The organism is Streptomyces sp. PA03-3a (genome assembly GCF_033792735.1).
GTDB lineage: Bacteria > Actinomycetota > Actinomycetes > Streptomycetales > Streptomycetaceae > Actinacidiphila.
In genome coordinates this window covers 49,720-76,285 of the sequence record NZ_JARAVM010000001.1, presented here as the reverse complement: position 1 = coordinate 76,285, position 26,566 = coordinate 49,720, and the positions used below count along the sequence as shown (strand labels likewise).

19 protein-coding genes are annotated in these 26,566 nt (G+C 73.8%); 6 read left to right on the top strand and 13 right to left on the bottom strand.

The window, feature by feature from the left end:
• Nucleotides 1-33 precede the first annotated feature (33 nt).
• A complete protein-coding gene (locus PV342_RS00295; protein ID WP_500315525.1) occupies nt 34-606 on the top strand; it encodes a class I SAM-dependent methyltransferase in 573 nt (190 codons plus the stop codon).
• A 48-nt stretch (nt 607-654) separates the two neighbouring features.
• Here the strand turns inward: PV342_RS00295 and PV342_RS00290 are convergent, their stop codons facing one another.
• The 3 genes from PV342_RS00290 to PV342_RS00280 all read right to left on the bottom strand — a co-directional run bounded on the left by PV342_RS00290 (nt 655) and on the right by PV342_RS00280 (nt 2,167).
• Complete coding sequence (locus PV342_RS00290; protein ID WP_400797330.1) at nt 655-1,587, bottom strand: aminoglycoside phosphotransferase family protein; 933 nt, start codon at nt 1,585-1,587, stop codon at nt 655-657.
• A gap of 212 nt (nt 1,588-1,799) precedes the next feature.
• Nucleotides 1,800-2,030, bottom strand: a complete 231-nt coding sequence (locus PV342_RS00285; protein ID WP_500315524.1) for a DUF1427 family protein — start codon at nt 2,028-2,030, stop codon at nt 1,800-1,802.
• Nucleotides 2,018-2,167: a DUF1427 family protein gene (locus PV342_RS00280; protein WP_500315523.1), complete on the bottom strand. Its 150-nt coding sequence runs from the start codon at nt 2,165-2,167 to the stop codon at nt 2,018-2,020. The genes PV342_RS00285 and PV342_RS00280 overlap by 13 nt, the downstream gene beginning before the upstream one ends.
• Before the next feature lie 376 nt (nt 2,168-2,543).
• On the opposite strand from PV342_RS00280, the gene PV342_RS00275 reads away from it, so the two are divergent.
• Nucleotides 2,544-6,248, top strand: coding sequence for a S8 family serine peptidase (locus PV342_RS00275; RefSeq protein ID WP_500315522.1), 3,705 nt, complete (start codon nt 2,544-2,546; stop codon nt 6,246-6,248).
• A gap of 60 nt (nt 6,249-6,308) precedes the next feature.
• On the opposite strand, the gene PV342_RS00270 is transcribed toward PV342_RS00275, so the two are convergent.
• Entirely contained in the window at nt 6,309-6,434 is a 126-nt protein-coding gene (locus PV342_RS00270; RefSeq protein ID WP_400797336.1) for a hypothetical protein, read from the bottom strand.
• A gap of 447 nt (nt 6,435-6,881) precedes the next feature.
• The gene (locus PV342_RS00265) at nt 6,882-7,436 is read right to left on the bottom strand and encodes an NAD(P)H-dependent oxidoreductase (protein WP_018563698.1); all 555 of its coding nucleotides are present in this window, start codon (nt 7,434-7,436) and stop codon (nt 6,882-6,884) included.
• A 104-nt stretch (nt 7,437-7,540) separates the two neighbouring features.
• Between PV342_RS00265 and PV342_RS00260 the strand changes: the two genes are divergently transcribed.
• Entirely contained in the window at nt 7,541-8,191 is a 651-nt protein-coding gene (locus tag PV342_RS00260) for a TetR/AcrR family transcriptional regulator (RefSeq protein WP_400797339.1), read from the top strand.
• A 56-nt stretch (nt 8,192-8,247) separates the two neighbouring features.
• Here PV342_RS00260 and PV342_RS00255 read toward each other — a convergent pair whose 3' ends face one another.
• Nucleotides 8,248-8,475 (bottom strand): calcium-binding protein, encoded by a 228-nt coding sequence (locus tag PV342_RS00255; protein WP_500315676.1) that lies wholly within the window; start codon nt 8,473-8,475, stop codon nt 8,248-8,250.
• On the bottom strand, nt 8,475-8,912 hold the full coding sequence (locus tag PV342_RS00250; RefSeq protein WP_500315521.1) for a hypothetical protein: 438 nt from the start codon (nt 8,910-8,912) through the stop codon (nt 8,475-8,477). The genes PV342_RS00255 and PV342_RS00250 overlap by 1 nt, the downstream gene beginning before the upstream one ends.
• Before the next feature lie 520 nt (nt 8,913-9,432).
• Between PV342_RS00250 and PV342_RS00245 the strand changes: the two genes are divergently transcribed.
• Nucleotides 9,433-13,170: a S8 family serine peptidase gene (locus tag PV342_RS00245; RefSeq protein ID WP_500315520.1), complete on the top strand. Its 3,738-nt coding sequence runs from the start codon at nt 9,433-9,435 to the stop codon at nt 13,168-13,170.
• A gap of 432 nt (nt 13,171-13,602) precedes the next feature.
• Here PV342_RS00245 and PV342_RS00240 read toward each other — a convergent pair whose 3' ends face one another.
• The gene (locus PV342_RS00240) at nt 13,603-16,599 is read right to left on the bottom strand and encodes a S8 family serine peptidase (RefSeq protein WP_500315519.1); all 2,997 of its coding nucleotides are present in this window, start codon (nt 16,597-16,599) and stop codon (nt 13,603-13,605) included.
• Between the two features lie 205 nt (nt 16,600-16,804).
• Here PV342_RS00240 and PV342_RS00235 point away from each other — a divergent pair, with 205 nt between their 5' ends.
• Nucleotides 16,805-17,791, top strand: a complete 987-nt coding sequence (locus PV342_RS00235) for a transcriptional regulator (RefSeq protein ID WP_400797351.1) — start codon at nt 16,805-16,807, stop codon at nt 17,789-17,791.
• Between the two features lie 84 nt (nt 17,792-17,875).
• Complete coding sequence (locus tag PV342_RS00230) at nt 17,876-18,508, top strand: hypothetical protein (protein WP_500315518.1); 633 nt, start codon at nt 17,876-17,878, stop codon at nt 18,506-18,508.
• Between the two features lie 46 nt (nt 18,509-18,554).
• On the opposite strand, the gene PV342_RS00225 is transcribed toward PV342_RS00230, so the two are convergent.
• The 5 genes from PV342_RS00225 to PV342_RS00205 all read right to left on the bottom strand — a co-directional run bounded on the left by PV342_RS00225 (nt 18,555) and on the right by PV342_RS00205 (nt 26,563).
• The gene (locus PV342_RS00225) at nt 18,555-20,735 is read right to left on the bottom strand and encodes an alpha-galactosidase (protein ID WP_400797357.1); all 2,181 of its coding nucleotides are present in this window, start codon (nt 20,733-20,735) and stop codon (nt 18,555-18,557) included.
• A 90-nt stretch (nt 20,736-20,825) separates the two neighbouring features.
• Entirely contained in the window at nt 20,826-22,175 is a 1,350-nt protein-coding gene (locus tag PV342_RS00220) for an ABC transporter substrate-binding protein (protein ID WP_400797362.1), read from the bottom strand.
• Complete coding sequence (locus PV342_RS00215; protein WP_500315517.1) at nt 22,172-23,185, bottom strand: acetylxylan esterase; 1,014 nt, start codon at nt 23,183-23,185, stop codon at nt 22,172-22,174. The genes PV342_RS00220 and PV342_RS00215 overlap by 4 nt, the downstream gene beginning before the upstream one ends.
• Complete coding sequence (locus PV342_RS00210; RefSeq protein ID WP_500315516.1) at nt 23,179-25,602, bottom strand: glycosyl hydrolase family 95 catalytic domain-containing protein; 2,424 nt, start codon at nt 25,600-25,602, stop codon at nt 23,179-23,181. Before PV342_RS00210 ends, PV342_RS00215 begins: the two co-directional genes overlap by 7 nt.
• A gap of 28 nt (nt 25,603-25,630) precedes the next feature.
• On the bottom strand, nt 25,631-26,563 hold the full coding sequence (locus tag PV342_RS00205; protein WP_500315515.1) for a carbohydrate ABC transporter permease: 933 nt from the start codon (nt 26,561-26,563) through the stop codon (nt 25,631-25,633).
• Nucleotides 26,564-26,566: the final 3 nt, after the last annotated feature.

Genomic DNA, 26,566 nt, shown 5'->3' with positions numbered 1-26,566 from the left:
CCGGACCGTCACCCACGCGACAGGAGTGATCCGTTGGCATCCACGAGCCGGACCGTATGGGACGAGCACTACGCCGCGGGGCGGGACTTCCGTGGCCTCACCGCATCGGAACGCGGTCTGTTCGCCGAGCACGTTCCGCCCGGGACCGGGTCGCGGGCGCTTGACGTGGGCTGCGGCACGGGCGAGTTGGCGCTGCACCTGGCGGAACTCGGCTATGTGGTGGACGGGGTCGACTTCGCCGGGAGCGCCCTGGAGCGGGCCGGAGCGCGCGGGCACGGCGTCGAGGGCGTGCGCTGGTTGTACGGCGACATCGAAGGCGAAGTCCCCGCCGAACTGGACGAATCCGGCTACGACCTCATCACGCTGCGCCTGGTGGTCGCGGTCCTGCGTGATCGCAGCCGCGTGCTGCGCCGGCTCGCCGCCCGTCTCCGCCCCGGGGGCGCCATGGTGGTGATCACGCCCCTGGCCGTGAACACCCCTGAGGAGCGGAGGAGCATCGCCCTGGACGAGGACGAGATCGGCGCCCTCGTCGAGGGGTGGGCCTCGGTGGACCGCTTCGACGCCGAGGGACGCGCCGTGCTCGTACTGCGCCGGCCACCCGCGTGAGCCGGAGCGCCGGGGGCCCGGCCGGCCCTGCGCCGGGCGGGGACACGCTCACCCCGCCGCGCCCGCGCCCTCCCGGGCGAACCGGTCGTGGTCGTCGAGGACTTCGGCGATGATCCGCCGGTCGGTCTCGGCGCGGGCCGGGTCGGTGGTGAGCGAACCGGAGAGCACCAGCAGGGACTTCCACAGGGCCCAGCCGCGGGCGCGGGCCCAGGTGGCGGCGTCCTGGCGGACGGTGCGGCGGAACGCCTCGCGGCTGTCGCCGGAGAACATGGTCCAGGCGATGACCAGATCGCAGGCGGGGTCGCCGACGCCGGAGGTGCCGAAGTCGATGACGGCGGTGAGTTCGCCGCCGTGGACGAGGAGGTTGCCGGAGGCGATGTCGCCGTGGAACCAGACGGGTCGGCCGTGCCATCGGGCGGCGAGGGCGGCGTCCCATACGACGCGGGCGCGGGTGGTGTCGACATGGCCTTCGAGGAGGGTCAGGCAGCGGCGGGTCTCCTCGTCGTAGTGGGCGGGCGACGCGCCCCGGTACCAGCTGTGCGGGCCGGCGGCCGGGCCGCCGGTGGGATCGCAGCTCTGGAGGGCGAGCAGGAACTCGCCGACGGCGCCGGCGAACCGGCGCAGGTCGGCGACGCGTTCGGGGGCCGCCGTCTCCCCGGGCAGCCAGCCGCGTACGGACCAGGGGTAGGGGTAGCCCTCGCCCGGCACGCCCATGGCGAGGACGGACGGGACGGCCACGGGGAGCGAGGGCGCCAGGCGCGGCAGCCACTCGTTCTCCTTGGCGACCGCGGGGACGTACCCCTCGGCGGTGGGCAGGCGGACGGTCATGGCGTGACCGAGGCGGTAGGTGCGGTTGTCCCAGCCGTCGGCCGCCACCGGGGTGACGGGCAGGTGGCCCCACTGCGGGAACTGCGCCGCGAGCAGGCGCGTGACCAGTGAGGCATCGATTCCGGCGCGGCCGTCGGGCGGGGTGGTGAGCATCCGGCGATGATCACCCGTGTGTCGGCCGGGGGCAACGGATTATCGGGGGGGTGGGGCGCCGGCGGGCCGGGTGGGGGGATGGCCCGGCCGGCTCGGCCGGCTCCGGCAGATCACCGGTGAGCCACTCGCGGACGCCTCCGCGGGCCCGCCGGACGCCCTCCACTGGCGGTGGGCCCGGCCGACGCGGCTGGGTCCGGACCGGGGAGCGCCCCTCAGGGAGTAGCCGGGGGCGCCCCCTCCGGCGGGTCGGCGGGCCGGTTCCGGCGCCGCGCCAGCAGGTGCCGGGTGGCCACCTCACCGGCGAGGATGCCGAGCAGACCGACGAGCGAGATCCACGGCGGGGCCGGCGCCATAACGCCCATCAGCCAGTACAGGACACCCGCCAGGGCTCCCACGGAGAAGGCGAGGAGGCACCGGGAGAGCAGCGTCCTCACGCGATCCACCCCGGCACGGTGTATCCGACGAGGATGCCCGCCAGGCCGACGAGGCAGACGAACGGCGGCGCGGGGGAAGGCACCCTGAGCAGGCCGTACATGATGCCGACGACCAGGCCGGCTCCGAAGGACGCGGCGTAGCCCACGCCGGCCCCCTTTCCTCTTTGCCCTGTATGCGAATTTCCTCCCTTTCTAGCAGTGCGGGTGCTGCCGGGCGGCGCAGCGCGACGCCGGAGCGGCCGCGGCGAGCCGCTCGCGCCCCGCGCGGGTCGGGCGGAGCCGTGTGCCGCGCCACCGGCGCGACGGACAACTCCCCCCATGCGGAACGTGACTGACGACCCCAAACCCACCAGGAGGCACAGCGGACGTGGCGAAGATCACCGTGCACGCACGGCCTCCGACGACGGTTTTGGGGCCAGGATGCCACCGCCCCCACCGGGGCAGTCCTAACCGTTTCCGGGCCGACCCGGCCCGACGGAACTGCCAGGGAATCCCTTGAGACCATCACCAGGACGCTGGGGCGTGTTCGCCGCCGCCGGCGCCGCCCTCCTGTCATTGGCACAGCCCGCCGCGCTCTCCGCCGCCCACGCCGCCACGCCCGCGAGCAGCGGGTCCGACGCCCCGGCGCCACGGAGCAACGTCCCGCCGGGCGTTCACACGGTCACCCTGATCACCGGTGACATCGTTATCACCCGGCAGTCCGGAGCCGCCGGAGGCACCGTCGAGTTGCGCGGAGCCGACGGCGGCAAGGCCCGCGCGCACATCATGGAGTCGCGTGGCGACCTTTACGTCTATCCCGAGTCGGCCCTCCCCTATGTGGCTGCGGGCACGCTGGACCGGCGTCTGTTCAACATCAGCAAGCTCGTCGCGGACGGCTACGACGACGCCCACCGCGAGCACCTGCCGCTGATCGTCTCCTACGACAGCGCCTCCGCGGGCCTGCGTTCCACGACGCCCCGCGGCGCCACCCGGGTCAGGGACCTCAGCAGCGTCCAGGGCGCCGCCCTCACCGAGGACCGGGACCTCTCCGCCGACTTCTGGCGGTCCGTCACCTCCGCGTCCGGGGCCGCAGCGCGGGCCGCCAAGGCGGGCGCCGCCCCGTCCTTCGCCTCGGGCATCGCCCGCATCTGGCTCGACGGCAAGGTCGAGGCCGATCTCGCCGACACCACCGCCCAGATCGGCGCGCCGCGGGCATGGGCGGCCGGCGACACGGGCAAGGGCGTCGACGTCGCCGTCCTCGACACCGGCGTCGACACCGGGCACCCCGACCTGTCGGGCCGGATCGCGGCCACGCGCAGCTTCGTCCCGGACCAGGACGTGACCGACCGCAACGGGCACGGCACCCATGTCGCGTCCACCATCGCCGGCACCGGCGCCGCCTCCGACGGCAGGGAGAAGGGCGTCGCCCCCGGCGCCGACCTCCACGTCGGCAAGGTGCTGGCCGACACGGGATCAGGCCAGGACTCCTGGGTGCTGGCGGGTATGGAGTGGGCCGCGGTCGACCAGGACGCGGACATCGTGAGCATGAGCCTGGGCTCCGGCACGCCGTCCGACGGCACGGATCCCCTCAGCGCGGCCGTCGACCGGCTGAGCGCGCAGACCGGCGCGCTGTTCGTGATCGCCGCGGGCAACGCGGGCACGCCGGGAAGCATCGGCGGACCGGGCGCGGCCGACTCCGCCCTGACCGTGGGCGCCGTCGACTCCTCCGACGACGTGGCCTGGTTCTCCAGCCAGGGACCGCGGGCCGGCGACGGCGGGCTCAAGCCGGAGGTCACCGCCCCGGGCGTCGACGTCCTGGCCGCTCGCTCGCAGTACGCGCCGGAGGGCGAGGGCAGCTACCAGACGCTCAGCGGTACCTCGATGGCCACCCCGCACGTCGCGGGCGCGGCCGCCCTGCTCGCGGCCGCGCGTCCGGGGCTGACCGGCTCCCAGCTGAAGGACCTGCTGGTGAGCAGCTCGAAGCAGACCCCGCAGTACGACGCGTTCCAGGCGGGCAGCGGCCGGGTGGACGTCCCCTCGGCGCTCGGCGCCGACGTGTTCGCCTCGGCGACCGCGTTCACCGGCCAGGCGGAGGCGGGCGGCGGCGCGGCCGCGGTCCGGCGCCCGGTCACGTACACCAACACCGGGACTGCCCCGGTGACGCTCGCCCTGTCCGTCGAGGCCCCCAACGCCCCGGCAGGCCTGTTCTCGCTGTCCGCGGCCCGGGTCGTCGTGCCAGCGCACGGCACCGCCGAGGTCACCGTCGCCATCGACGGTTCGATGGTGACGGGCAACGGCCGCTGGTCCGGCCAGGTCGTCGCGGCCGACACGGCGGGGAAGGCGGTCACCCACACGGCGGTCTCGCTGGGCGACGCCGCCCACAAGCTGACCATGGTCCTCAAGGACGGTGACGGCAAGCCGATGTCCGGGGTCGTCGAGGTGCTGCGCTCCGGTGACTTCGAGCCGGAGTTCTACATCGCCGACGCGACCGGTCGGCTGGAGACCTGGCTCCCGAACGACGTCTACTCGGTGCTGTCCTTCAAGGACGTGCGCGGGGTGCACGGCCCGCACTCGATGGGCATGGCGCTCCTCGGCGACCCCGAGGTCGTCATGGACCGCGACCGGACGGTGACGCTGGACGCGACGAAGGTCACGCGGGTCGAGATGACGACACCGCAGCCGACCGAGGCGACCTACCAGCGCCTGGAGTACAACCGGGCGATGGGCGGCGGCCGCTGGCGCGATTACATGGAGACCCAGACCAGCTACGACAGCCTCTGGGCCCAGCCCACCACGCACAAGGTCACCCACGGCGACTTCCACCTCGGCGCCCGCTGGCGCAAGGAGCAGCCCGCGCTGTCCGTGACGACCCGCGACGACGAGTTCACCGACGTCCTGCGGCAGGAGGACGTCACCGCACTCCCCCAGGGCGACTACTCGTTCCCGCTGGTGGCCGCCGGTGACGGCGCGAGCGCGGACTACGCCGGCCTTTCCGCGCGCGGCAAGGCCGTGGTCGTGCGCCGCAACGGGAACGTGGGCGACGCCGAGCAGGCCGCGGCGGCGGTCGCGGCGGGTGCCAGGCTCCTGCTCGTCGTGAACGACCAGCCGGGACGGCAGTTGCGGAGCTACACCGGCGACCCCTTCCTCCCGCCCGCCGCCATCGACGTCGCGCTGCTGAGCACCGACGAGGGCGAACGGCTCATGCGCCGCGCGTCGGCACGTGGCGCCGTACTGAAGGTCGGCTCGCAGCCGGTCAGCCCGTACGTCTACGACCTCATGTGGACGTGGCACAACGAGATTCCGGGCCGGCTCGTCGTCAAGGGCGGCACAAACAACCTGGCCAGGGTCGACGTCACCTTCGAGAGCCCCGACCCGGCCAAGGGCGGCGGCGAGTTCCGCTTCGACTGGCCCGTGTACTCCAACTGGGGCCTCGGCCTGACGATGCGGGAGCCGGTGAACTCCCGGCGGGTCGACTGGGTCTCCACCGGGGCCGGGTACTCCTGGGGCCAGGAGGCCTACGTCGACGGCCTGATCTACGAGATCGAGCCGCGCGCCACGTACCGGGCGGGCAGCCGGCACAGCCAGGAGTGGTTCAAGCCGGTCGAGCGGCCGTACCTCAACAACAACTACAAGCTGCCCACCCGCAGCGGGAGCTGGCTGGCCTTCGACATCCCCGCCTGGGGCGGCGCGGACCACGTCGGCATGTCGATGGACTACGACCGCACGAAGCAGGCTCTGACGCTCTACCAGGGCGGCACGCGCCTCGGGCAGAGCACGACCAACACCAGCATGGGGGGCACCGCCCCGGCCGCGGGCAAGCTGCCCTACCGCCTGGTGCTGGACGCGAGCCGTGACGCGTCGGTGAGCCCCTACTCCTCCGCCACGCACACCGAGTGGGAGTTCACGTCCAAGGCGCCGTCGGGCGACGACGCCGCGGTGCTGCCGCTGCCGCAGATCGACTACGGCGTCGCCACGGACGCGGAGGGCAGGGCCGCCCGCAACGGCACGCTGTCCGTGACGGCCGCGCACCTCCCGGGCGCGGTGGGTGCGGGCGCACTCTCGGCCGTCTCGCTGGAGGTGTCCTACGACGACGGACACACCTGGCGGAAGACCGCCTGCGGGCACGACGGCCGCTTCAAGCTGTCCGCCCCGAAGCAGGCGCGTTTCGTCTCGCTGCGTGCGCGTGCGCACGACTCCGCGGGCAACGCGGTCACCCAGACCGTGAACCGGGCCTTCGGCCTGCGCTGACGGAGGGCGTCACATCCCCACCGGTGCGGGCGGGCCGTTCACGGCCCGCCCGCACCGCCGTCAGCGCCCCCGCGCCGCGAGCGCGGCTTCCGGGATCCCGTGCGCCGCGAGCCGCGCCAGGAGTTCCGCCTCCTGTGCCCGCGTGAGGGCGCTCCACAGGTCGCCCGGATCGTCGGCGGTGAACACCGTCCGTCCTCCGCACCGGCCCTCGGCGTGGATCGTGTATGGGGCCAGGTCGAGCAGCAGGCCGAACCGCGCGTCGTCCCGTGCGTCGATGTCGATCCCGTTCCGGGGTCGTCCCTCCCTGAGCGCGTCCGGCCGTCACCGCCTCCCGGGCCAGGGCGAACAGGCCCGCGTACGGGGACCGGACCTCCCGCGGCCACACACCGTCGGTGTACGCGTCGAGATACGCGCTGTCGAGGCCGGGCCGCGGGACGCGCAGCGCCTCGCGGCGCAGGAGCGCGAGGTCCGAGGGGCTCGGTGCGCGGGCGGGCACGAATGCGCGGCGCGGGCCGCCGTCCTTTGCCGATCACGACGACGGCCCTGCCATGCGCCTCGCCTTCGGGTGACGCGGGGCCGCGGGGGACACGGGACCCAGCGGGCAACGCCCCGCGGGGTCCCGGCGTGGATTGGTCAGGCCGCGGCGCCGGCCTCGGTGAGCTGCCGGACGACCCGGGTCAGGCCCTCGACGACCTCCGAGTCGTCGGCCGGGTGGGTCTCGGCGAAGCGGTTCACGGAGCCCGGGATGGAGAGCTTGGCGTCGTCGAGGACCGAGGCGCCGGCGATGCCCGCGGCCTTGCGGGCCTCGTCCTGCGCCCAGACTCCGCCGTACTGGCCCAGGGAGGTGCCGACCACGGCGACCGGCTTGCCGACCAGGGCCCCGGCGCCGTAGGGGCGGGACATCCAGTCGATGGCGTTCTTGAGGACGGCCGGGATGGTGCCGTTGTACTCGGGAGAGAAGAGCAGGAGCGCGTCGCTCGCCGCGGCGGTGGTCCGCAGGCGTGCGGCGGCCTCGGGCAGCGCGCCCTCGACGTCGATGTCCTCGTTGTAGAAGGGGACCTCCGCCAGGCCCTCGTAGAGCGTGATCTCGACACCTTCGGGGGCGTGCTTCACGGCGGCTTCGGCGAGCTGGCGGTTGTGCGAACCGGCGCGGAGGCTGCCGACGAGAGCGAGGATGCGGACGGACATGGGGGATCTCCTTTTGGGAACCGGAAACGGACCGTGGTCCGCTTACCTGTCTACCAGCTAAACGGACCGCGGTCCACTTTCATTCCCGCCGCTACGCTGTGGCCATGACCGAGCCGCCCCGCGCCACCCTCCCCGTGCGCGACGCCTCCGCCGGGCCCATGGACCTCTCGCTCACACCGGCGGGCGAGCCGCCTCGGCTGCGCGCCGACGCCGCGCGGAACCGCAAGCGCCTCCTGGAGGTGGCGGCCGAACTCGCCGCCGAGCACGGAGCGGCGAACGTGACCATGGAGGCCGTCGCCGCCGCGGCCGAGGTCGGCAAGGGGACGGTGTTCCGGCGCTTCGGCGACCGCGCGGGGCTGATGCTCTCGCTGCTCGACCACATCGAGCAGCAGATCCAGGCCGCCTTCCTCACCGGCCCGCCGCCCCTCGGACCGGACGCCCCGCCGCTGGAGCGGCTGCGGGCCTTCGGCCCCGCCGTGATCCGGCACGAACACGCCCACCGGGACCTGTACATGGCCGCACGCCGCGAACTGAGCCGCCGCTTCCACCCGGCCTACCAGCTCAGGCACACGCACCTGACGCTGCTGCTGCGGCAGGCCGGTGCGCCCGGCGACGTCGAACTGACCGGGCACACCCTGCAGGCCTACCTCGACACCGTGCTCGTGGAGTACCTGCTCACGGTCCGGGGCATGCCCGCCGAGCGGCTGGACGCCGGCTGGCACGACCTGGTCGACCGCCTCTGCACGACCCGGTAGCGCCCTCGCCGGGGGCCACCCGGGCCGCTGCGGCCAGGCCCTGGCCGGATGAGCGGTCAGGGATTGCAGCCGGGACCGGCGGCCGGGTTGGTGCAGACGTCGGAGCCGGGTCCGCCGTCGTTGGCGTTGACGCCCGGACCGCCGGAGAGGACGTCGTTGCCGGCGTCGCCGAAGAGGGTGTCGTCGCCGTCACCGCCGGCCAGGGCGTCGTTGCCGTCGCCGCCTTCGACGCGGTCGTTGCCGGTGCCGCCGGTCAGGGTGTCGCTGCCGGCCCCGCCGCAGATCAGGTCGTTGCCGCCGCGGCCGCCCCGCTTCCGGAAACGGCCGCCCCTCCACCGCCTCCGGCGGCCACGATCAACCGCGGGTCGGTGGCCCGATCACCGGTCAGGACGCACCCCGCGTCGGCCGAGCCGCACGTGGCCACGTCACTGGCTCCGCCGCCCGCCCCACCGCCCGCGGTGGGCGCCGCTCCGCCTCTCGCGACGTGGACGTAGTAGGTGCTGCCGCTCGTCACGGCGACGGAACCGGTCACCGTGGCGCCCGATCCCCCCGCGTTGCCTCCGCGGGCGCCGACGGCTGCGATCGTCACCGCCGTCACCCCCGCGGGGACGGTGAAGGCGTGCTCCCCCGGAGAGGCGAACGTGATCGTCACCGGCACGCCGGCCGCGGCTTCCCCACCGGGGGCGAACAACGGACCGGCGGCCAGGAGCCCTGCGACCACGAGCCGCCCGGATCGGGGGCCCCGTCCGGGCCGTATTCGGCCGCGGCTCTCCCAGGGGCCTCGGCCCCCGGAGCGCGAAAGGTGCAATCCACGACGGGACAGCGAAGGTGCGAACACGCGTGCTCCCGGTGATCGGACGACAGCCGGCCATGGCTCACACCCAGTCAAATCGGCCATATCGGGAAGATCGTAACTACGTGCGAGGTCGGCTACCTTCGGCCGGTCCCCTCGTTGGGCCGTCCGTGGCCCCGCGGAACACTGCCGCCCTCGCGCGAGGGCCCCGGACATGCCCCCGAAGGGCGGATCACCGAACCGGGCACCCGCGGACGACGGCCCCGCAGCCGGGCGGTGCGAACCGCCCCCGGCCGAGCGGGGCTTCGCGCGGCCGGTTTCAGCCCTGTCGTGATCCCGACAGAGGGCGGAAAGACGCCGCAGTCCGTGTGCCGTTCACCGCCCGTTGAATCGTTTAACTCGCTAGCATGCGGCGGACATTGGATGGATCTAACGTGAAGGATCCCCTGTGAGACCGCTCTTCCCAGGCCGAACAGGCCTGCCGATCGTCGCGGGTGTCGCGGCCGTGCTGATGGCGATCCCACCGGCGGCTGCCAGCGACCACGCCGCCACCGGCTCCCCGTCGGACGGCGTGACCGTGACCGGCGGAGCCCCCGCCGGCTCCACCCCGCGCACCGTCACCCTCATCACCGGCGACCGGGTCACCGTCGCCCCCGGCGGCGACGGCCGCGCCTCCGTGACCGTGGAGGGCCCCCGGGGCCACCGCGCGGACGCCCGCATCACCACGCGGCAAGGCGACACCTACGTCTACCCGTTCGCCGCCGAGCGGTACGTGGCGGCCGGGCTGCTGGACACCGACCTCTTCAACGTCACGCGCCTGATCGCGGACGGTTACGACGACGCCCGGTCCAAGGGCCTGCCCGTCATCCTGACCTACTCCTCCGACGCCCGCCGCAGGCTCGCGGCGCCCTCCCTCCCCGAGGGGGCCACCGGCGCACGGGCGCTGACCAGCATCGACAGCACCGCCACCACCCAGGACCACGACCGGGCGGCGGAGTTCTGGGCCGACCTGACCGGCCCGGCCGCCGCGCAGCCGGCCGCGAAGGCCGAGGCGAGCGGCCTCGCCCTCACCGGCGGCGTGCGCAAGGTGTGGCTGGACGGCAAGGTCGAGGCCGACCTCGCGGACAGCGTCGCGCAGATCGGCGCCCCCGACGTGTGGGCCGGCGGCGACACGGGCCAGGGTGTGGACGTCGCGGTCCTGGACACGGGCTACGACCCCGGGCACCCCGACCTCGACGGCGTCGTCACCGACTCCCGCAGTTTCGTGCCCGGCGAGGACGTCGACGACCACCACGGCCACGGCACCCACGTGGCGTCCACCATCGCCGGCAGCGGCGCCGCGTCCGACGGCAAGGAGAAGGGCGTCGCCCCCGGCGTGCGGCTGCACGTGGGCAAGGTCCTCAGCAACGCCGGCAGCGGTTCCGACTCCTGGATCATCAGCGGCATGGAGTGGGCCGCCCGCGAGGCCAAGGCCCGCGTGGTCAGCATGAGCCTCGGCAGCGACCAGCCCACCGACGGCACCGACCCGATGAGCCAGGCGGTGAACGAACTCAGCGCCGAGACCGGCACCCTGTTCACCATAGCCGCCGGCAACTCGGGCCCTTACGAGGGCACCGTGGCGGCGCCCGGCGCCGCGGACGCCGCGCTCACCGTCGGCGCCGTCGACTCCTCCGACGCCATAGCCGACTTCTCCAGCCGCGGCCCCCGTTTCCGGGACGACGCGATGAAGCCGGAGATCACCGCCCCCGGCGTCGACATCCTTGCGGCCCGCTCGCAGTGGGCGCCCTTCGGCACCGGGTCGTACGCCACCCTCAGCGGCACGTCGATGGCCACCCCGCACGTCGCGGGCGTCGCCGCCCTGGTGGCGGCGAAGCACCCCGACTGGAACGGGGCCCGGATCAAGGACGCCCTGGTCTCGACCTCCGTGGCGACGCCGGACATCCCCGCTGACTCCGGCGGCAACGGCCGCGTGGACGCGGTGGCCGCCACCAGCGGCACGCTCGTGGCCACCGCCACCGCCGACGCCGGCATCCACCCCCCGGGCGGCGCGGCCGGCGAGACCGTGACCCGCACCGTGGAATGGGCCAACTCCGGTGACACCGCGGTCACCGTGACGCCGCGCCTGGACGCGGCGGACGTGCCCGAGGGCCTGTTCACGGTGACGGACCGCCAGGTCACCGTCCCCGCGCACGGCACCGCGTCGACCAGCGTGACCACCGCGCTCGACCGGGCCCCGGCGGGATCCCGCTTCACCGGGCACGTCGAGGGCGTCGTCGACGGCAAGGCCGTCACCCGCACCCTGCTCGCGGTCAGCACCCGTGACGAGTACCACCACCTGCGCGTCCACGTCACCGACCGCGCCGGCGACCCCATGGTCGGCCTGGTGATGTACCAGCGCAAGGGCGACGAGTACGCGCAGGCGCTCTACACCGACCTCGACGGCGTCCTCGACACCGTCGTCCCGCCGGGCACGTACACCGTCTGGACCTGGGGCGCCGTACGCGGCGTCCACGGCGAGTCCTCCTACGGGCGGGCTCTGCTTGCCAGGACCGGCGTCGTGGTCGGCAACGCCGACACCGACACGACGCTGGACGGCACGAAGCTGCGCCGGACCGAGGTCGTCACGCCGAAGACCTCCACCGACAGCGACATCCGCATGGACTTCAACCAGTCCTTCAAGGACGGGTCCCCCGCCATCACGGACACCGCGACGGTCGGCGACGGCTTCGACAGCGTGTGGGCGCTGCCCATGCCGAAGGCCTCCGGCGGCGACCTGGCGTACACGGTCCGTTGGCGCATGCAGCAGCCGCTGCTGGCGCTCTCCTCCGGCGACCAGGTCTTCGACGACCTGTGGCTGCAGCCCGGTTCCGGCCGCCCCGCCGAGGGCACCGGGACGCTGCCGGCGGTCTTCGCCGGCAAGGGCACCGCTGCCGAGTACGCGGCCGCCGGCGCCAAGGGCAAGGTGGCCGTGGTCCGCTACACGGGGGACGACGACCAGCTCACCGACGCGCAGAAGGCGGGCGTCGCCCTGCTCGTCGTGGTGAACGACCTGGACGGCCGGCTGCGCGAGCCCGTGCGCCGCACCGCCCTCGTCGTCGCGGGCATCTCCCGCACCGAGGGCGAGACCCTGATCGGCCGCATCCAGGACAGCCGTTCCGGCTCGGTGCCGATGCGGGTCGTCGGCCACGCCGAGACGGACTACCTGTACGACCTGGTGCACACCTGGCACGGGACGATCCCGCAGACCCAGCGCTACGCGCCGGCCGAGCACCGCCTGGCCCGGGTCGACGTCGGGTTCCGCAACGAACCCGGCACGGAGGTCGACGAGTTCCGCTACGACATCCAGCCCTACCTGGGCGTCAAGGTCGGCGGCACCCGGCTGTCGTCCGCCGGCGCCGAGCGCACCGACTGGGTCACCCCGTCGGGCGAGGCGACCTGGATGGAGGAGGCCGCCAACGGCATCCGCTCGATGCAGTTCTCCGGGCTGGTCGGCTACCCGGCGGGGCGCACCACCGACGTCCAGTGGTTCGGGCCCGTGGAGCACCCGCGGATGAACGAGAGCCAGTGGCTGCCGCAGCGCAGCGGTGACGTCCTCGACGTCACCATCCCGGCCTGGGGTGACGGCGGCCGCGACCACGCGGGTGTGGTCGGTCCGGGCACCACCTCGCAGGTGAACGAGCTCTACCGGGGCGGCGACCTGGTCACCCGCACCGAGGGCGGCTGGCTGGGCGGCGACGTCCCGGCGGCGTCGGGCCGGTACCGCCTGGTGACGTCCACCGAGCGGACGGAGGGGTACCCGTACTCCACCGCGACCCGCACCGAGTGGGGCTTCTCCTCGGCGACGTCGGGCACGGACGACCCGCAGGTGCTCCCGCTCCTGCAGCTCGACTACGGGATCCGCACCGACGCGGGCGGCGCCGCGCGACGCGACGCCGAACTCACGGTGAGCGCCTCCCCGTTGCCGGGCGTGTCGGCCGGACGGGTCAGCGCCGACGCGGTGGAGGCCTCGTACGACGACGGCCGGACGTGGCACCGGCTCTCGCTGCGCGGCGCGGAGGACGGCGCCGCCCGGGTCCGGCTGGACGCGCCGCGGCGGGCCGAGTTCCTGTCGCTGCGCGTGCGCGCCTCGGACAAGCGGGGCAACACGGTGACGCAGACGGTGATCCGGGCGACCGGCCTGGTCTGATCCGCGTCCGCACACAGCGCGGCCGGTCCCTCCGTGCGGAGGGGCCGGCCGCGCCGTCGTTCCGTCGGCGCGCGCCCGTCGCCGGTCTCGGCCCGGCAGGCGGACGGGTCGCCCGCTGCCGACAACGGGCCTCGGCGGCCTCCGCACGGCGTGATCGGATGGGGGCAGGCCGAGGGTCGCGCGGGGTGAGGAGAGACGGTGGGATCGGCGAAGCCGGAGAAGTCTCCGGCCGGGGCATGGCTGCTGATCGCCGTGGTGGCACTGGCCGTCGGGGTGGCGATGGTCCTCCAGACGCGCGGGGCGCTGGAGCGGGAGCCGGACTTCCGTGCCGCGCCGCCGTACGTCGCCGTCCCGGTCAAGGCGTCGGCCCCGGACACGGAGCGGTGCCGGCCCCCTCGTCATGAGGGGGCCGGCACCGTCGCACGGGGCCCGTCAGCCGATGGTGACGAGGGTGCCCGCCGCGTTGGGGTACCCGATGTAGGCGGTCGCGGGACGGTCGGACGGGACGCCGCTCCACGAGGCGGTCAGCGTCAGCGGGACGCCGGGCTTCGTGGCGGGGTTCCGCGGTGTCACCGTGAACGTGCCCTGCGTCGGCGCGCTGTCCGGGCCGATCAGGTTGGCCTGGAAGGAGAACGGGAAGTCCGTCAGCTCCGGCTGGCCGCCCAGCGTCATGACGAGGGCCAGGTACTTGCCCGCCTTCATGCTCGGCAGGCTCACCACCGGCCGCGTCTGGTCGAGGGCGAGGTCACCGACGATGTACGGGTCCTGGCCGTCGCCCGGGTCGTACGCGAGCAGCAGGCTGAGGCGGGCCTCGGGGTTGTCGGGCGTGACGAAGAACTGCCCGGCCTGCGTGCCCTCCGGCACCGTGAAGGTGAAGTCCTGCTCGGGCTTGTCGTTGGACACCGCATTGCGGACCGGGGTGCCCGCGACCGGGCCGCGGGGGGCCAGGGCGAGCGAGGTGGTGCCCGGCGTCACCTGGAAGGAGACACTGCCGCTGCCCGCGGTGCCGGACACCTGGTCGGGGGCGATCAGGCTCCACGGGGTGAGGACGACGGGGCTGCGCACGCCGGTGCGGCCGTGCCGCCAGGTGAGGTCACCGGTGACGGTCTCGCCGGACCGCCCGGTCGTCAGCTCGAAGGAGACGCTGAACCGGGCCTTCTGGCCCGCCCTGCTGAAGTGCAGCACGGACGGGTGGACGGTGGCCTTGACCCCGGGCACCGAGATCGAGGCCCGGTAGGTGCCCGGCGTCACGGCGGTGACGGTACGGGTCACGGTCTGCGAGCCGACCATCCGGCCGATGGCGATCGACGGGTAGTTGAGGTCGCTGGGGTCCACGGCCTTCACCCCGCTGCCGGTGTCGACGCCCAGGCCCTCCAGGTAGCCGAGCCAGTCCTTCTCGGCGGAGTCGTAGACCAGGCCCGGCTCGAACATGTCCGACGGCCGCACCTCACCGGCGCCCTGCGCGAACAGGTCGGTGTTCTTCGCGCCGGTCGCCGTCCTGGTGTCGACGGCGGTCGTCATCATCGCGGACTTCACGGCCATGGGCGACCACGAGGGGTGCTCGGCCAGGTAGAGCGCGGCCAGGCCGGCGATGTGCGGGGTCGCCATCGAGGTGCCGGTCATGAAGTCGTAGTCGTGGCCGAAGTTGGAGGCGGGCGCGACGGCCGCGAGGATGCCGACACCCGGGGCGGCGATGTCGGGCTTGAGCAGGTCGCCGTTGTTGACCGTCGACGGACCGCGCGAGGAGAACGGCGCGATCTGCGGGTACGGCTGGCCCGTCGTGCCGCCCGGGAGCAGGCTCACCTCGGCCCCGGCGGTGGCCGCGTACGCCCGTACGTCGGTGGCACCGGGGGTGTTGAGGTGCACCGTGGGCACCGCGTGCAGGTCGCCGTCGGTGTCGAGGTCGCTGACGTTGACCAGGACCATGCCGACTCCGCCGGCCCGCTGGACCTCGTGGGACTTGTCCACGCGCGGGTTGACGCCCCGGTCGCAGACGACGATCGCGCCGGCGGCCTTCGCCGGGTCGAGGGTGCCGTCCTGGCACAGCGCGGCGTCGCCGGCGGAGGCGGAGGCGTTCTTCACCTTCTCGGCGAGCACGAGGGGCTTAGGGCCGAGCGGGGAGTCCACGGTGGTGCTTCCGCCGACGTAGGTGTCGCCGTTGCCGAGGCGCACGGTGGCCTCGTAGGGCGCCAGGGTGCTCGCGGCCACCGTGGTCGTCCACGGGGCGACGTTGTCGGCGGAGGAGACCTCGGGGCCGGAGTTGCCGGCCGCGGTGGCGACGAAGACGCCCGCGGCCGCGGCGGTGCGGAAGGCGGCCTGGACCGGGGAGTCCGGCGCGGTCTCGATGACCGAGCCCGCTGAGTAGTTGAGGACGTCGACGCCGTCGGCGACCGCCTGGTCGACGGCCGCGACGATGTCGGAGGTCATGCCGCCGCTGTCGCCGGCCGCCTTGCCGGTCCAGAACGCCTTGTAGACGGCGATCGCGGCGGCCGGCGCGACGCCGGAGACCTCTCCGAGGTGCCGCCCGTCGACGGTGACGTCCACCCCGCTGTTGCCCGCGGCGGTGGAGGCGGTGTGCGTGCCGTGGCCCTCGCCGTCCCGCGCCGAGACGTAGTCCGCTCGGCGCTCCGGGGGCACCTGGGCCAGCCAGGCGTCGCCGAACCAACGGGCGCTGATCACCTTGCTGTTGCAGGCGCCGGCGGTGAACTCCTCGCCGGCCTGGCAGGTTCCGGTGAAGGTACCGCCGTCAGCCTTCCGCATGACAACCTTGTCGCCCTTGCGGTAGGGGCGGTACGGGTCCTTCGACGTGGGCCGCGAGGTGCCCAGCGGGGCGGCGGCGAAGGAGCGGCTCTCCGGCCAGATGCCGGTGTCGATGTCACCGACGACGACACCGCGGCCGGCCTCCTTGGTGCCGCCGAGGGCCGACCACAGGCCGTGCCGCCCGGTGAGCCCGAGGAAGTCCTGCGAGTTCCGGTCGTCGGAGACCTTGTTGAGGGTGTCGGGCGCGACCGACAGCACCCCGGGCGCCTTGGAGAGTTCCGCCACCTGCGTGGCGGACAGGTCCGCGGTGAAGCCGTTGGTGACCACGGAGTACCGGCGCTTGATGCGCGCGCCCACCGAGGCGGCCGCGGCGCGCTGGGCGTCGGTGAGGTGCGCGCGGTAGCGCACGGCGTCCGCGTCGGCCAGGTCGACCTTGGCGCCCGGCGCGGGGGCGGTGCCGGGTATGCCGTCGACTCCGCCGCGGTAGGCGTCGATCGGCCGGTCGGCGAGGGTGACGATGTAGCGGCCCGCGACGAGGTGGCCCGCCACCGGGACCGGCTCGGTGCCGGCGGCGGGAGCGGCCTGGGAGGGGACGGCGGACGACAGGGCCAGTGCGACGGCGGTGGCCGCCACCAGGGCGGCGGGTCTGATGCGTGACTTCGAGGTCACGTTCGGTCCTCCAGAGGGAAGAGGCCAGGGACGTCACCGCACGTCCGGGCGCGGTGGGGTGTGCGGGGGCGGGTACGGGACCGCCGCTCCCGGTGCGGTGTGAGGAACGATTCAAAAGTGAACGGCCCACGGCCGTTCGATGTCCAGATAATCTTGTGGCGTCTTCGGACAGCTGGCGGACCACGCCATCACAAGGAGCGCGTACGTGCTGCAGGCCCTGGGTATCAGCGAGTTCGACGAGGCCGTCTACCGCGCCTTCCTCACCCGGGCCGGCCTCGACGCACAGGAGTACGCCCGAACCGCGGGGGTCTCCCCGGACCGCGTCCGCCACGCCGCGGCGCGGCTGGCCGGGCTCGGTCTCCTGCGCCGCGACGGCCGGGGCGAGTTCCGCCCCGTCGGGCCCGGCACCGCGCTCACCGCCCTGCTCGACCAGCGCCGGCTGGAGGCCGAGGCGGCCTTCGCAGGAGTACGGTCGGTCGTCGACGACCTCGCCGAGGAGTACCGGGCCGGACGGCTGCGCAGCGACCCGGGCAGCCTGGTCGAGGTGCTGTCGGGGCGCGACGTCGTCGCGCCGCGCATCGACGAGCTCAACCGCTCGGTCAGCACGCACATATGGATCCTCGACAAGCCGCCCTACCTCGACCGCGCGGACGGCCTCCCCCACACCAACGAGGCCGAGAGGGCGTCGACCGCCGCGTGGGCGCGCGACGGCGTCGACATCCGGTCGGTGTACTGCCCGGAGTCCATGGAGCGGCCCGGCCGGTTCGAGACGGTGCTGGAGATGGCCGCGCTCGGCGAGCAGGCCCGGATGCTGCCCAGCCTCCCCTTCAAGCTGCACATCATCGACCGCCGGGTGGCCCTCGTCCCGCTGGTCGGCGGGGTCTACGACAGCCTCGCCGTCGTGCACCCCTCCGGTCTGCTGGACGCCCTCATCGAGCTGTACGAGGCGTACTGGGCCCGGGCCGAACCGATCGGCGCACCGGCCCGGGCGGCCGGGGAGGAGGGTCCCACCACGGAGGAGGTCGCGCTGCTGACGATGCTCCGGGCCGGACTCAAGGACCAGGCGATCGCCCGTCAGCTGGGGTTGAGCACACGGACGGCGACACGCCGCATCGCCGCGCTCATGGCACGGCTGGACGCGAGCACGCGCTTCCAGGCCGGGGCGGAGGCCCACGCGCGTGGCTGGATCTGATCCTTCCTGACGGCACATCACACCGAATCGATCACAAGCGGCCAAGTGCACACGGAGCGGGCCGAGACGGGTCACCATCGGCGTATGAACGCATCCGCGACCGCCGCCCTCACCCCGCTCCCCGACGGGGTCTGGTCCACCCTTTCCGCCGCCCGCGAGGCGTACCGCGCCGCCGTCCCGGCCGCGTACGACGAGGTGCTGACGGAGATCGCGGAGCGCGCCCGGGACACCGGAAGCCTCGGCAAGACGGACGTCGCCGCGCTGGTGGTGTGGAAGCGGTTGCAGGCCGGCACCGCGTGGGTCGTCGAGCTGATGAACCTGCGCGACGCGGAGGTCCGGGCCGTCACGTCCGCGGCCGTGGACGCGGTCCGCGACCCGCAGGCCCCGCGCGGCGCGGCCGCCCGCGAGGGCCGCCGGGCCCTGCTCCCCCTGCCCGGCTGCCGCAACGGCGACGCACTGGCCTCGGCGCTGCTCACCGCCGCCGCGCCGGACCGGATGGCCGTCTACGACCGCCGCGCGCAGTTCGGCCTGGAGCGGCTGGGCTACCAGTTGACACCGGCACCGGGCCGCTACGGCCGCTACATGGACCTCCTCGACGACCTCCTCGTCCGCTCGGGCCCCGACGCGGACCGCTGGACCGCCCGCGACGTCGACACGGCCCTGTACTGGCTTGGCCGCCAGGCCACGGCGGCGCCCGGGGACGCGGAGGAGGAGTAGGGGCCCCGGTTCCCCCGAAGCGGTCCGGGCCGGGGCGCGGGACGGGTCAGTCGGCCTGGCGCAGCTCGATCAGCAGGGCCTGTTCGGGGTTGAGCTGCGGCATCGGCAGGCCCGCGGCGGTGAGGAGTGCGCCGGGGAGGGTGAGGCGGTCGTCGATCGCCTCGGTGAGCCAGGCCGGGCCGCTCCTGTGGTGGAAGGACGGCAGGCCGACGTCCGTGCGGACGCGTACGCGGTAGCGGCGGGCGGGGTCGAGGCCGGGCAGCGGTACCCGGCCCGGCTGGCCCTCGGGGGACGTCGCCACGCGGGCCCAGCAGTAGAGCGCGGCCGTGCCGTCGTGGGCGACGACGCCGTGCAGCAGCGTCGCGTCGCCCGGGAGGTCGGCGCGGACGGTGCGTCCGCCGTGCAGCAGCGGGCGCAGTTCCCGGTACAGGGCGGTCCACGCGGTGAGCCGGGCCACCTCCTCCTCCGTGCAGCGGGTGATGTCCTGCTCGATGCCGGGGTGGCCGAAGAGCGCGGTGGCCAGGCGGAAGGTGTCGGAGCTGACGCGTGCGGTGGTGTGGCTGGGGTCGGGCCCCACGTGGGCGCCGACCAGCTCCGGGGGGAGCAGTTGCCCGGTCCACCGCTGGATGGACTGCCGTTCCACCGGGTCGTTGCAGTCGGAGGCCCACACCCGGTCGGTCCTGGCGAGGATGCCCAGGTCGACGCGTCCGCCACCGCTGGCGCAGCTCTCGATCTCCAGGGACGGGTGGCGCTGCCGGAGGGTGTCCAGCAGGCCGTACAGCGCCTCGACCTGGGCGCGCGCCGCCGGGCGGTCCGCCGGTCCGTTCACGGCCTCGTGCACCTCGCGGTTGTGGTCCCACTTGAGGTACGCGATGCCGTACTCCGTGACCAGGGCGTCCAGCGCCCCGAGCAGATGGTCGACGACGCCGGGGTGGGACAGGTCGAGGACGTGCTGCTGCCGGGCCGCCGGACCGGCGCCGCGCGCGGGGGCGAGGACCCACTCCGGGTGCCGCCGGGCCAGGTCCGAGTCGAGGTTGACCATCTCGGGTTCGACCCACAGGCCGAACTCCATGCCCAGGGAGCGCACATGGTCGGCGAGCGGTGCCAGGCCGTCGGGCCACACCTCCCGGTCGACCGTCCAGTCGCCGAGCCCCGCGCGGTCGGAGCGCCGCCCGCGGAACCAGCCGTCGTCCAGGACGAAGCGCTCCACACCGACCTCGGCGGCGCGGTCGGCGAGCCGCAGGAGGCGTTCCGGGTCGTGGTCGAAGTACACCGCCTCCCAGCTGTTGAGGATGACCGGCCGGGGGCGGCGCGGGTGGCCGGGGCGGTCCCGGAGCAGGGTGTGGAAGCGGCCGGCGAGCCCGTCCAGGCCGGCGCCGGACCAGGCGTAGTGGCAGACGGGCGTGCGGTGGGCGTCCCCGGGTGCGAGGCGGACCTCGCCGGCGCGCAGCAGTTCCCCGCCGCCGAGCACCGCGGCGTGGACGCCCGCGCCCTCGGGCAGTAGCTCGACGAGGTAGCGCTGGTCGCCGCTCCAGGCGACGTGCACGCCCCAGACCTCGCCCTCGCGGAAGCCGAAGCCGGGTACGCCGACGGCGAGGAGGTACGGCGAGTCCAGGCCGGGCTTGCCGCGCCGGACGTCGCGGGCGTGGGTGCCGTGGGCGAGCGGGCGGCGTTGCGGGGAGCGTTCGCGGCTCCACTTGCCGGTGAAGTCGAGGATCTCACCGGCCCGGCCGGGCAGCGGGAGCAGCGCGGTGACCTGCGAGAGGTCGTACGGGGCCGGGTCCGCGTCCGGATGGCGGGTGATCTCGCTGTGCACGGCGAGCACGCCGGAGGGTTCCAGCCGGTAGGTGATCGTGATGTCGAGCCCCGCGGCGGCGTCGGTGAGGGAGACGGCCAGTTCGCCGCCCTCGGCGTCCTGGCGGACGGAGGTGCCCGTCGTGGTCAGCCGGGGGGCGGCGGCACCGCCGTCGAGGTGCCCGTGGTGCGCGGGGGTGCCCGCCCAGCCGTCCGCCTCGGTGGGCCAGACGGTGAATCGGCGTGGTGCGTCGAGGGAGTTGTTGAGGACCGCGGGCTCGGCGGTGAGGCTGAGGGCGGCCAGGTCGTCGGCGGACAGCGGCCCGAGGTCGGCTCCCCAGTGGAGGACCCTGGGCACCGGCTCGGTGAGTTCGACGACGAACGCGGTGCCGGCCGCGCGCAGGGGGACGATCCGCGCGGTGCTGTCTGCCATGGGGGGATTCCTTTCGGGTGTGCCCCGCCGCCGGACGCCCCGGGATGGGGGCGCGTCCGGCGGCGGGGGGCGCAATTCGCTTCCGGTGGCTCAGTTCTTCGCCAGGAGGGTCTTGCTCTGCTTCTCCATGTCGGCGAAGACGGAGTCGTCCTTCTGGCCGGCGAAGTAGCCTTCGAACAGCGGGTTCAGCGCGTCCTGCACGGCGGCGCCGTTGCCGTAGACCGGGGACGGGTACAGGACCTTGTCCTTCAGCATGCTCGTGAAGACCGACAGGTCGACCCCGTCGGCGGCCAGTGCCTTGGTCGCGGCGTCCATGGAGGCCGGGATGGACGGGAAGAACGTACCGGTGCGGGAGGCCTTGGACTGGCAGGCCTCGGAGCCCATGTAGGACACCCACTTCCAGCTCAGTTCGGGGTGCTTGGTGCCCGCCCAGATGTTGTTGCCGTTGGAGTTGCTCATCACGGCGCGGGTCTTGCCGTCGGGGCCGTACGGGGGCGCCGCGACGCCGGTCTTGACGCCGGGGATCTTGGCGAAGGTGGAGGCGGACCAGGAACCGCCGATCTCCATGGCCACCCGGTGGGAGGAGAGCAGGTCGACGTCGCTGACGCTGGAGGTGAACTCGCCGAGCTTGGGCGCGTATCCCTTCTCGGTCAGGGAGCGCGCCCACTTCAGCGTCTTCACCAGGCGGGGGTCCGCGTAGTTGAAGACCGTCGGCCAGCTCTCCTTGTCGCCGAGCCGCCACCCGGTGCTGGAGGCGAACGGGCTCCAGGAGGTCTGCCCGATGAAGTCCTTCGCGGCGATCTGGCCGAAGCCGAAGGTCTTGACGTGGCCCTTGTCGAAGCCGGGCTCGTCGCCGCGGCGCCCCTTCTCGTCCACGGTGAGACGGGCGATCATCTTGCCGAACTCGCCGCCGTCGTCGGGGTTCCACGTCACGGACTCGACGTCGGCCTTGCTGTAGCCGGCCTTGGTCAGGGCGTCCCGGTCGTAGTAGAGACCGGCCGCGGCCCAGTCCAGCGGCAGCGCGTACTGCTTGCCGTCGGTGAACTTCCAGGCGTTCACGCCGACGGAGAAGCGGGACAGGTCGAACTTGTCCTTGGCGATGAAGTCGTCCATCGGCAGCAGCTGGTTCTGGCCGGCGTAGGCCTGGAAGAACTGCACGCTGTTCTGGAAGGCGTCGGGGGCGCTGCCCGCGACGAAGCCCGCGGTCAGCTTGGTGAAGTAGTCGTCGACGTTGTACTGCGAGATCTTGACGGTCGTACCGGGGTTGGCCTTCTCGAAGTCCGCGGCGCAGGTCTTGTACGCGGCGGCCTGCTTGTCGTCCCAGGTCCACCAGTTCACGGTCTGCGAACCGCCCGCGGTGTCCGAGCCCGACGAGCAGGCGGACAGCACCGCGGTGAGGGTGAGCGTGGCCCCGAGGGCGACGACTGCGCGCATTCTCATGTTTCCTTCTTTCGGGACGGTTCCTGGTGCGGTTGGTGGGACGACGTCTTGAGGAGCGCGCGGAAGGCGCTCAGAGCGATGACCAGGTCCTCGGGGCCGCCGGCGTCGTGGCCGTTGAACTCCCACAGCCGCATCTGCTTCGGCCCGCCGTAGCGGTGGTAGGCGGCGAGCGTGGTGGCCGGCGGGCAGACCTCGTCGCGCAGCCCGGCGGAGAACCAGGCGGGCGCGGTGGCGCGGCGGGCGAAGGCGAGTCCGTCGAAGTAGCCGAGGGTCCGGAAGGTCTGCTCGACCCGGTCCCGGCGGGCGCCGAGGTAGCCGATGAGCTCGGCGTACGGCTGCTCGCCGGTGAGCCGGAGGGCCTGCCGGATGTCGCACAGGAACGGCGCCTGGAAGTGCGCGGCGCGCAGCCCGGGGACGAGTCCGGCGACCGCGAGGGCGATGCCGCCGCCCTGGCTGGGGCCGGTCACCGCGACCCGGTCGGGGTCGGCGTGCGGTGACGAGCGCAGGGCCTCGACGGCGCGTACGGCGTCGGTGAAGACACGGCGGTAGACGTAGGTGTCCCTGTCCTCGATGCCGCGGGTGAGGAAGCCGGGATGCGAGGGGCCGCTGCCGACCGGGTCACCGGTGGCGCCGCCGCCCGCCCATGCTCCGCCCTGGCCGCGGGTGTCCACCAGCAGGTGGGCGTAGCCGGCGGAGGCCCAGAGCAGGTCCTCGACGGGGGCGCCGCGTCCGCTGCCGTAGCCGTGGAACTGCACGACGGCGGGCAGGGGGCCGTCGCGGTGGCGGGGCAGCCGCAGCCAGCCGTGGACCGGGTGGCCGCCGAAGCCGGGGAAGACGGCGTCGTAGACGTCCACGGTCTCCAGGTCGGTGTCGACCGGGGTGAGTTCGAGCCGTGGTTCGTGGACGCGGGCGGCCTCCAGGGTGTCCTTCCAGAAGGCGTCGAAGTCGGCGGGCTCGCGGTACGCGCTGCGGTAGGCCCACAGTTCGGGGACGTCGTCCTCGGTCAGCACGGCCTGGCCTCCTGGCGCGGGGTGAGGTGGGCGTCGAGGGTGACGGGGATGCCGGTGGCGACGCGTACCCGGGTGGTGCGGTCGCCGTGGCGGACCGTCACCGGCTCGCTGTCGTCCCCTGCGTGACGGCGCAGGGTCACGGCGGTGAGGGCTCCGTCATGCCAGGTGAAGTCGGCCGCCAGGCCGCCGCGGCAGCGCAGGCCGGTGGCCTCGCCCTCGCGCCACTGCGCGGGGAGCGCGGGCAGCAGGTGGACGCCGCCGTCGTGGCTCTGCAGCACCATCTCGGTGAGCGCGGCCATGAGGCCGTAGTTGCCGTCGATCTGGAACGGCGGGTGGGTGGAGAACAGGTTGGGGAGCAGACCGCCCCACTCCGAGCCGTCGACGGGCGCGTCGGTGTCCGGGTCGCCGGTGAGCGGACGGCTCGCCTCCAGCAGGAGCGAGCGGGCGGTCGCGGCGTCGCGCAGCCGGGCGCGCAGTGCGATCTTCCAGGCCCAGGACCAGCCCATCGCGCCGGGACCGCGCCGGTCCAGCAGGGCCGTCGCGGCGGCCGAGAGTTCCGGGGTGCCGTCCGGGTCGATCTGGCCGAGCGGGTGGACGGTGACCAGTTGGGACAGGTGGCGGTGGTGGGGGTCCTGCTCGGGGAGGTCGTCGGCCCACTCCTGGAGCCAGCCGCCCGCGGCGATCCGGGGCGGGTGCAGGCGCGGCAGCGTCGCGGAGATGCGGTCGCCCAGCGGGGTGTCGATGCCGAGGACCGCGGCGGCGCGCAGGGTGCGTTCGAGGACGGCCCGGGTGAGTGCCGTGTCCATGGTGGAGGAGCGGGTGAGCGAGGCCATGGAGCCGTCGGGGGTGAGGTAGTGGTTCTCCGGCGAGGTGGAGGGGAGGGTGCCCAGCCGCCCCGTGCCGTCGTCCACCAGCCAGTCGAGCAGGAACTCGGCGCAGCCGCTGAGCAGCGGCCAGGCGCGTTCGCGCAGGAAGGCGGTGTCCTGGGAGAACTCCCAGTGGTCCCACAGGTGCTGTACGAGCCAGGCGCCGCCCATCTGCCAGATCGCCCAGGACGCGGCGCCGCGGCCCATGCCGACGGGCAGCGCCCAGCCCCACATGTCGGTGTTGTGGTGGGCGACCCAGCCGCGGGCGCCGTACAACTGCCGGGCGACGCCCCGGCCGTGCGCGGCGACGCGGTCGAGGAGGTCGAACAGCGGCTCGTGGCACGGGCCGAGACCGGCTGCCTCGGCACCCCAGTAGTTCATCTGGGTGTTGATGTTGATCGTGTAGTTGGACGACCAGGCGGGACGCAGGTCGGCGTTCCAGATGCCCTGGAGGTTGGCGGGCGGTCCGGCGTGGGGGCGGGAGGCGGCGGCCAGGAGGTAGCGGCCGAGCTGGAACAGCACCGTGGCGGTGAGGAGTTCGTCCTCGCCGGAGAGGATGTCGCGGGCGACGTCGTGGATACCCGGGCGGCGCGGTCCGATGCGCAGCGAGGTGCCGCCGAGGAGTGCGCGCAGTTCGGTCTCGTGCGCCTTGAGCAGCACGTCGGTGCCGCGTTCCACGGCCCGGGCGGCGCTGTCGGCGGCGGCTTCGAGGTGCGCCGCGCGGCCGGCCGGCGCGTCGAGGCCCCGCCAGTGCCGCAGCGCCTCGGTGGAGCTCGCCACGGCCGCGAGGAGCCGGGTGGCTCCGGTGACGCGCAGCACTCCCCCGTCGGCGGTGACCTCTCCGTCGGTGACCACGCGCAGGGCCAGCGCGCCGAAGGGGTCGTACCCGTCGGTGGGGCCGTCCCCGTACCGCAGCGGTTCCGGGACGTCGGGTTCGTGGGCGGGTGCCCCGTCGACGGGGATCTCGATGCCGATGACGACGCCCTCGGGACCGGCGGCGCGGTGCACCTCCCGGAGGGGGGTGGTGACCTCCAGCCGCAGGTCCACGGTGCCGCCGGCCGCGACCAGGTCGGTGCACAGCGTCCCGGTGCTCGCGTCGGCCCAGGTCCGGCGGGTGACCGACGCGCCCGAGGGCAGGTCGAAGGCGTCCTCGGCGATCCCGCTGTCGAGGTTGAGGGTGCGGCCCCGGTAGGTGGCGTCCCGCGCGCCGGGCACCGTCAGCCACAGGTCGGCCCAGGGCAGGTACTCCTGGCTGTACGGGCCCTCGAAGGCCATCAGGAGCTCCTCGGCCCGGTGCGGTTCCCCTGCGCGGAGCGCGTCGCGGACCTCCTCCAGCCGCCGCGGACCGGCACCGGCGGCGACGACGCCGGCGAGCGCCTTCGCGGGCCCGCCGGGGGTGCCGGACCACACGGTGGAGTCGTTGATCTGGATGCGGGCGCGGTGGGTGCCGCCGAAGACCATGGCGCCGAGGCGGCCGTTGCCGACCGGTGCGGCCCCGTTCCAGTCGGCCGCGGGCGCGGGCCAGCGGAGCAGCAGGTCAGTGGGGTTCATGGGGTGCCGTCCTGGGGCGTGTGCGCGGTCACTTGAGCCCGGAGAAGCCGATGGAGTTGACAATCCGCTTGCCGAAGGCGAGGAAGAGCAGCAGCATCGGCAGCGCCGCGATGAGGGCGGCGGCCATCAGCCCCGCCCAGTCGGGCGCGGCCTGCGGCGAGGACTGCTTGAACACGCCGAGCGCGAGCGTCAGCGGCTGCACCCCGGCGTCGTTGGTGACCAGCAGCGGCCACATGTAGTCGTTCCAGGCGTTGACGAACATCAGCAGCGACACGGTGGCGATCGGCGCCGCCGACATCGGCAGGATGATGCGGTACAGGATCCGCAGCGGTCCCGCGCCGTCGATGATCGCGGCCTCCTCGATCTCGCTGCTCAGGCCGAGCATGAACTGGCGCAGGAAGAACACCGTGAACGCCTGGAAGAGCCCGCCGGGCAGGATGAGGCCGGCGAAGGTGTTGGTGAGGCCGAGGTCCTTGATGAAGACGAAGTTGGGCAGCAGCGTGAAGACGCTCGGCACCATCAGCGCGCTGATGAGGACGCCGAACACCAGGTTGCGGCCGCGCCAGTGCAGTCGTGAGAAGGCGTAGGCCGCGCAGGCGGAGAACAGCACGATGAGCAGGGTCTGCACCGATGCGTAGATCACCGAGTTGCGCAGGTAGAGCGCGATGTCGGGGGACGCGCCCGAGCCGCCCTGGGCCTGGGCCTCGGCGGTGGAGGCCAGGCCCAGCGCCCGTTTGAAGGCGCCGAAGGTGAAGCCGACGGGCAGCGGCGAGGAGGGGTCGGTGGCGAGCCGGTAGTTGTTGGACAGCGCGGTGCGCACGATCCAGTAGAAGGGGAAGAGCGTGATCAGCGAGACGAGGCCGAGGTAGGCCCAGGCCGCGATCCGGCCGGGGGTCGCCTTGCGGGTGCGGGAGCGGGTGCGCCGCACGCTCGTCGTGCGGGGAGCGAGGGGAAGCGTCATCGG